Source organism: Streptomyces sp. P5F9, from assembly GCF_057961495.1.
The window spans coordinates 1-6,103 of record NZ_JBXVPZ010000533.1 but is presented as its reverse complement, the minus strand read 5'-3'; the positions used below and the strand labels follow the sequence as shown (position 1 = coordinate 6,103).

Here is a 6,103-nt window from a genome sequence, read left to right as displayed (position 1 = left end):
CGTCTTGTGCGCGTCCTCGACGATGATCGCCGCGTCGGCCACTGGACACCCCTTCGCTAGTCAAACTTGACTACGTGCTCGAAAGTAACCCCGACGATCCTCGTTAGTCAAACTTGATTAGTGGACGTCCCCGGGATGCCGCTCCCCCGTCGCGTACGGGTTCTCCTCGTCGTCCCTCAGGACACCGACGAACGGCTCACCCTCCCCCGCGAAGGTGTACGCCCCGCCCTTGATGCGCTCGATCAGCCCCTGGGTCCACGCGGCCTCGGCGTCGGCCGTGTGGACCCAGAGGTTCATGATCTCGCCGATGTGGCCCAGCTGTTCGGGCCCGGCCTCGGGGATGTAGTGCTCGGTGACCGAGGCCCGCCACTGGTCGATACCCCGGGTGCGCTCCTTGAGCAGCGCCACCACCTCGGCCCTGGGCAGGTCGACGATTCCCCCGATGGCGGCCGACTTCACGTCCATCTGCTGGTCGTACGACGACAGCGCCTCGCGCAGCAGCCGGAAGTACTCCTCATTGCCCCCGTCGGTGATTTCGTACTCCGTGCGCGGCGGGCCCCCGACGGTGGACGGCGCGATCTCATGGGCATGCAGGAAACCCTGCTTGGCCAGCTGCTTGAGTGCGTGGTAGATCGAGCCGGGCTTGGCGTTGGACCACTCGTGCGCGCCCCAGTACTCCAGGTCGTTGCGCACCTGGTAACCGTGGGCCCGCCCGTGCTGGCGCACGGCGTTGAGCACGAGAAGACGGATCGCTGACATGGGACCAGCGTAGAACCCGGGAGGTCAGCCCCCTGTCGTGCCCCGTTCCTTCGCGACCAGCTCGAACGCGGTGGCGCCGTCGAGGGACTCGCGGACGATGTCGGCGTGACCGGCGTGCCGGGCGGTCTCGCGGATCAGGTGCAGGCACACCCACCGCACGGAGACACGCCCCTCGGGGAACCAGGGCTGGTCCGGCAGCGGGAAGGTCTCGTCGAGGCTGGGCACCGAGCGGATGTACGCCTCCGTCTCGGCGGCGACCTTCTCCCAGTAAGCGAGTTGGGACTCCACGGTCTCCCCGTCGACCAGCTGGAACGTCTCGTGCCAGTTGGTCTCGTCCCGCTGAACCGCCGGCGGCTCCTGCCTCGCCCGCGCAATCCAGCCCTGCTCGACCTCGGCGCAGTGCTTGAGCAGCCCGGAGAGGGAGAGTTCGCTCGCGCTCGGTTTGCTCGCGGCCTGCTCCTCGGTCAGCCCGAGCAACGCCCTGCGGATACCGCCCCGCTGCTCCTCGATGAACGAGAGCAGCGCCCCGCGCTCGTCGCCCTGTGCCTCCGCGGGTACGTGCGTGACCATGGCCTTCACCTTTCGCCGGTGCCGGCAGGGAGCGCGTCCCCCTGCCCGACACCGACGAAGCTACGGGCAATCGAGGTCAGGTTCTGTCCTCAATGGACCGCCGGAAGCACATGTCTAGAACGGGTCTAGAACGGGAACCCGCTCCGCCCGTGCTGCACCGAGATCCACTTCAGGCTGGTGAACGCGTCCAGCATCGACTCGCCGTTGAGGCGGCCCAGGCCGGAGGCCTTCTCGCCGCCGAAGGGGACGATCGGCTCGTCGTGGACGGTGCCGTCGTTGACGTGGAACATGCCCGTGTCGATCTGCTTGGCGAAGTTCACGCCGCGCTCGATGTCGCCGGTGTGGACGGCGCCGCTCAGGCCGTACGGCGTGTCGTTGACGATGCTGACGGCCTCCTCCTCGCCGTCGAACGGGATGAGGAAGGCGACCGGGCCGAAGACCTCCTGGCGGAGGAGGTCCGAGCCGGCGGGGAGGTCGGTGAGGACCGAGGGGGCGACCAGGTTGTCGGTGGTCGTGCCGTGGACCAGAGCCGTCGCGCCCTCGGCGATCGCCTGCTCGACGACACCCGAAAGGGCGTCCGCCTGCTGGGAGTTGATGACCGGGCCGATGACCGTCTGCGGGTCGCGCGGGTCGCCGACCTTGAGGGACTTGACCTTGGTGACGAACTTCTCGGTGAACTCGTCGGCGATCGACCGGTCGACCAGGACACGGTTCGCGGCCATGCAGACCTGGCCCTGGTGGACGTAGCGGCTGAAGACCGCCGCGTCGACCGCGTAGTCGATGTCGGCGTCGTCGAGGACCACGATCGCGCTGTTGCCGCCGAGTTCGAGCACCGCGCGCTTGAACTGCGAGGCGCAGACGGTCGCGACGTGGCGGCCGACCTTGTCGGAGCCGGTGAAGGAGATGACCTTCGGGATCGGGTGCTCGATGAACGCGTCGCCGATCTCGGCGATGTCCGTGATGACGACGTTCAGGAGTCCGCCCGGCAGGCCCGCGTCCTCGAAGATCTTCGCGACCAGGGAACCACCGACGATCGGGGTGTTCTGGTGCGGCTTGAGGACCACGCCGTTGCCCAACGCCAGGGCGGGGGCCACCGACTTGAGGGAGAGCAGGAGCGGGAAGTTGAAGGGGCTGATCACGCCGACCACGCCCACCGGGACGGTGTAGACGCGGTTCTCCTTGCCGTCGACCGGCGAGGGGATGATCCGGCCCTGCGGGCGCAGCGCGAGGTGGATCGCCTCGCGCAGGAACTCCTTGACGAGGTGCAGCTCGAAGCCGGCCTTCAGGAAGGTGCCGCCGAGTTCGGCGACGATCACCTCGGAGATCTCCTGCTCGCGGTCCTCGATGATCCGCAGAGCCTTCTCGAACACCGCGCGGCGGGCGTAGGGGTTGGTCGCGGCCCACTTCTTCTGGGCGCGGGCGGCCGCCTTGTACGCCTCGTCGACCTCGTCGACCGTGGCTATGGTGATCGACGCGAGCTTCTCGCCGTCGTACGGGTTGAAGTCGATGATGTCCCAGGAGCCGGTGCCCGGGCGCCACTCACCGTCGATGTACTGCTGAGCCAGGTCGGTGAAGTAGGACGACATGTGATCCCTCAATCGCTCAATCGTCAGCAGACACGATCAGTTGCAGACACGATCAACAGCAGACCGGACGATCCCTCGCGATCATCACGGTCTGATCACACGTCATCGTACTTGTGTTTCAAGAGAGTTGGAGCAGTCCCCGAAGAAGATCCCGGCTCTCGTCCGGGCCCGGGCTGTCCTGCTGGAGCTCCTTCAGCGCCTTCTCGTACTGGGCCACGTCCTCGGACTTGTCCAAGTAGAGCGCGCTGGTGAGCTGTTCGAGGTAGACGACGTCCGAGAGGTCGGACTCCGGGAACGACAGGATCGTGAAGGCGCCGGACTCACCGGCGTGACCGCCGAAGCCGAACGGCATGACCTGGAGCCGGACGTTGGGGTGCTCGGAGACCTCGATCAGATGCTGGAGCTGCCCGCGCATGACCTCGCGGTCGCCGTACGGGCGGCGCAGGGCGGCCTCGTCCAGGACGATGTGGAAGTCCGGCGCGTTCTCGTTCACCAGGTACTTCTGCCGCTCCAGGCGCAGCGCCACCCGCCGTTCCACGTCCGCCGCACTCGCGCCCTTCATGCCGCGCCGGACGACCGCGCGGGCGTAGGCCTCGGTCTGCAGCAGTCCGTGCACGAACTGCACCTCGTAGACGCGGATGAGGGAGGCGGCACCCTCCAGGCCCACATAGGTGGGGAACCAACTGGGCAGGACGTCCGAGTAACTGTGCCACCAGCCCGCTACGTTGGCCTCCTTCGCGAGGGAGAGGAGTGAGATGCGCTCCGCCTCGTCCGTGATGCCGTACAGCGTCAACAGGTCCTCGACGTCCCGGGTCTTGAAGCTCACTCGCCCCAGCTCCATGCGACTGATCTTGGATTCGGAAGCACGGATCGAGTACCCCGCCGCCTCCCGGGTGATCCCACGTGCTTCCCGCAGTCGCCTGAGTTGCGAGCCGAGCAGCATCCGTCGCACCACCGATCCGGGCTCTCCCGCGCTCACGTTCGCCAGCCTCCCCAACCGTCTTCAGAGGCCGCAGTCTGCCACTAAAACACTTCGAGCAGTACTCGTTCGATTACAGAAATGGAAAGAAGGGACGCCCGTTCACAGGAAGTTGTCAGGAAGACCTCAGGAAGAAGCAAGGTCCGGGCCCGAGATCGGCGTGAAGTTGGCGGAAAAAATGGCCAACAAGCGGTACGGGAGGGTCCAATTCGGTCAGCTGCACGTGCATCTGCCCTTGCATCTGCTGTACGCATCCGAAACCATGGTCTCGCGCCACCGCTGCATCGCAACGACCGCGAATTCCGGGAGTGCCTCGCATGGGGACGAATGGATCGACCATGCTCAAGCCGTTACGGCAGGGCCTTCCGCCGCTGGACCCATCGGCCGTGTCCAGCGCCGCGTCGTGTGCTCTGGCCGCCCGCTACGAAGCGGTGCGCGAGGCACGGCAGTTCACCCGCCGCACGCTCGACCAGTGGGACATAGGCGACCGCTTCGACGACGTCTGTCTGGTCGTCTCCGAACTGGTCACCAACGCGCTGCGGCACGCCCTGCCGGCCAACACCCCGCGCGTCCCGGAGCAGAACCCGCCCGTGCGGCTGCACCTGATGCGCTGGACCGAGCGGCTGGTGTGCGCCGTACGCGACCCCAGTCACGACAGTCCCGTCGCCCGCGAGTCGGAGGACTTCTCGGCGGAGTCGGGCCGCGGCCTGTTCCTCGTCGACTCGTTCGCCGACGGCTGGGGCTGGCACCCGCTGGCGGGCACGCTCAGCGGCAAGGTGGTCTGGGCGCTGTTCCGGCTCCAGGGAGACCCCGTACAGAACGACGCGTGAGGAACCGCGGCCCTTTTTGGGGCCGCGGTTCTACGCGCGTTGCCGTGATTCGCGCAGGTCGTCGGTCCGCTATCCCACTATCAGGTGGTCGAACTCGCCGTCCTTGATGCCCAGGAGCATCGCCTCGATCTCGGCGCGGGTGTAGACGAGCGCCGGACCGTCGGGGAAGCGCGAGTTGCGCACGGCGACGTCGCCGCCGGGCAGCCGCGCGAACTCCACGCAGGATCCTTGCGAGTTGCTGTGCCGGCTCTTCTGCCAGGCCACTCCGTCCAGCTGCGTGGCAGCCATGCCGTTGTACACGTCGAACCCCAAGTACACGCTGTCAACGCGGTGGTCCACAGGTCGCTCCCGGTTGTGCACTGGCTGGTGTGGCCATTGATGCAGTGGTCAACTGTTCCGGATCATAGCCCTGTTCATGTGCAGATGCATGGGCAGATGCACGTGCACGGGGGGTGGTGCTCCGGTTACAGCTTTGACGACTGCTTTACCGATGCCGTTCCAGCGTCTGCCCAGGACCGGGCAGGACATGTACTAGGGAAGACGTGTGCGGGGGCCCTTGTGTTCCATGCGGGCGGCTATCGGGTCGAGTACGGCAACAATGCCATCTCCCGGGCGTTCTTGATCGCAGCCGCCAACTGCCGCTGCTGCCGGGCCGATACGCCGGTGACCCGGCGGCTGCGGATCTTGCCGCGATCGGAGACGAACGTCCGCAGCAGGGCGGTGTCCTTGTAGTCGATGTACGTCACTCCGGCCGAATCCAGCGGATTACGACGGGACTTGGCAGGCCTGCGCTCAGGCTTGCCCTCGGACTTGCGGGGCACGGTCAGATCTCCAGAAGGGTGTCGAAGGCGGACGGGATGCGTTTCCAGGCGCTACGGCCCGCGGCGTACTCGGTGTCGGTCAACAGGCAGGACTCCAGGAGCAGTTCGAGTCCGTCGCGGTCGAGCCCGGGGGATGTGAAGACAAGGTGCTGGCAGCAGTCCCCGTGCTCCGGATGCCAGTCGAGCGCGGCGGCCGCACGGCGCACCGGCGGCACCAGCTCCCAGGCGGCGTCCGGCAACGAGACGAGCCACGGCCCCGCGCTCTCCACGCACAGGGCGCCCCCGGCCGCGTCCCAGTGCAGCAACGAGTCGGGCTTGTCCGCGAGCCAGAACCGGCCCCGGCTGCGGGCTGCGGCGCAGGTGATGTCCTCAAGTGCCGCGTACAGCCGCTCCGGGTGGAAGGGGCGGCGCCGGTGCCAGACGAGGGTGGTCACGCCGTGTGCGTCGGCCTCGACGGGGAGGAGGGCGCAGGCGGGGTGTTGGGCTGCGGCTGCGGCTTCTACGTCGAAGCCGGCGAGGGCTGCGTGGGCGAGGACGCTGCGGTGGGGGGAGGGGGAC

8 protein-coding genes are annotated in these 6,103 nt (G+C 67.4%); 1 reads left to right on the top strand and 7 read right to left on the bottom strand.

Annotated elements, in window-relative coordinates:
• Positions 1-117: 117 nt before the first annotated feature.
• The 4 genes from AC31A1_RS44725 to AC31A1_RS44710 form a co-directional block, all read right to left on the bottom strand.
• Complete coding sequence (locus AC31A1_RS44725) at positions 118-759, bottom strand: PadR family transcriptional regulator (protein WP_489658813.1); 642 nt, start codon at positions 757-759, stop codon at positions 118-120.
• A 24-nt stretch (positions 760-783) separates the two neighbouring features.
• The gene (locus tag AC31A1_RS44720; protein WP_489658812.1) at positions 784-1,329 is read right to left on the bottom strand and encodes a DinB family protein; all 546 of its coding nucleotides are present in this window, start codon (positions 1,327-1,329) and stop codon (positions 784-786) included.
• 125 nt (positions 1,330-1,454) lie between these two features.
• The gene (locus AC31A1_RS44715; RefSeq protein ID WP_489658811.1) at positions 1,455-2,915 is read right to left on the bottom strand and encodes an aldehyde dehydrogenase family protein; all 1,461 of its coding nucleotides are present in this window, start codon (positions 2,913-2,915) and stop codon (positions 1,455-1,457) included.
• Between the two features lie 118 nt (positions 2,916-3,033).
• Positions 3,034-3,858, bottom strand: coding sequence for a Sco1979 family transcriptional regulator (locus AC31A1_RS44710; RefSeq protein ID WP_393751796.1), 825 nt, complete (start codon positions 3,856-3,858; stop codon positions 3,034-3,036).
• 353 nt (positions 3,859-4,211) lie between these two features.
• On the opposite strand from AC31A1_RS44710, the gene AC31A1_RS44705 reads away from it, so the two are divergent.
• Positions 4,212-4,724: an ATP-binding protein gene (locus AC31A1_RS44705; protein WP_489658810.1), complete on the top strand. Its 513-nt coding sequence runs from the start codon at positions 4,212-4,214 to the stop codon at positions 4,722-4,724.
• Between the two features lie 69 nt (positions 4,725-4,793).
• Here the strand turns inward: AC31A1_RS44705 and AC31A1_RS44700 are convergent, their stop codons facing one another.
• The 3 genes from AC31A1_RS44700 to AC31A1_RS44690 form a co-directional block, all read right to left on the bottom strand.
• On the bottom strand, positions 4,794-5,012 hold the full coding sequence (locus AC31A1_RS44700; protein WP_234478148.1) for a DUF397 domain-containing protein: 219 nt from the start codon (positions 5,010-5,012) through the stop codon (positions 4,794-4,796).
• A gap of 287 nt (positions 5,013-5,299) precedes the next feature.
• Complete coding sequence (gene rpsR / locus AC31A1_RS44695) at positions 5,300-5,545, bottom strand: 30S ribosomal protein S18 (RefSeq protein WP_489658809.1); 246 nt, start codon at positions 5,543-5,545, stop codon at positions 5,300-5,302.
• A 2-nt stretch (positions 5,546-5,547) separates the two neighbouring features.
• Positions 5,548-6,103: CobW C-terminal domain-containing protein (locus AC31A1_RS44690; RefSeq protein WP_489658808.1), on the bottom strand; the 556-nt coding region annotated here is incomplete at its 5' end.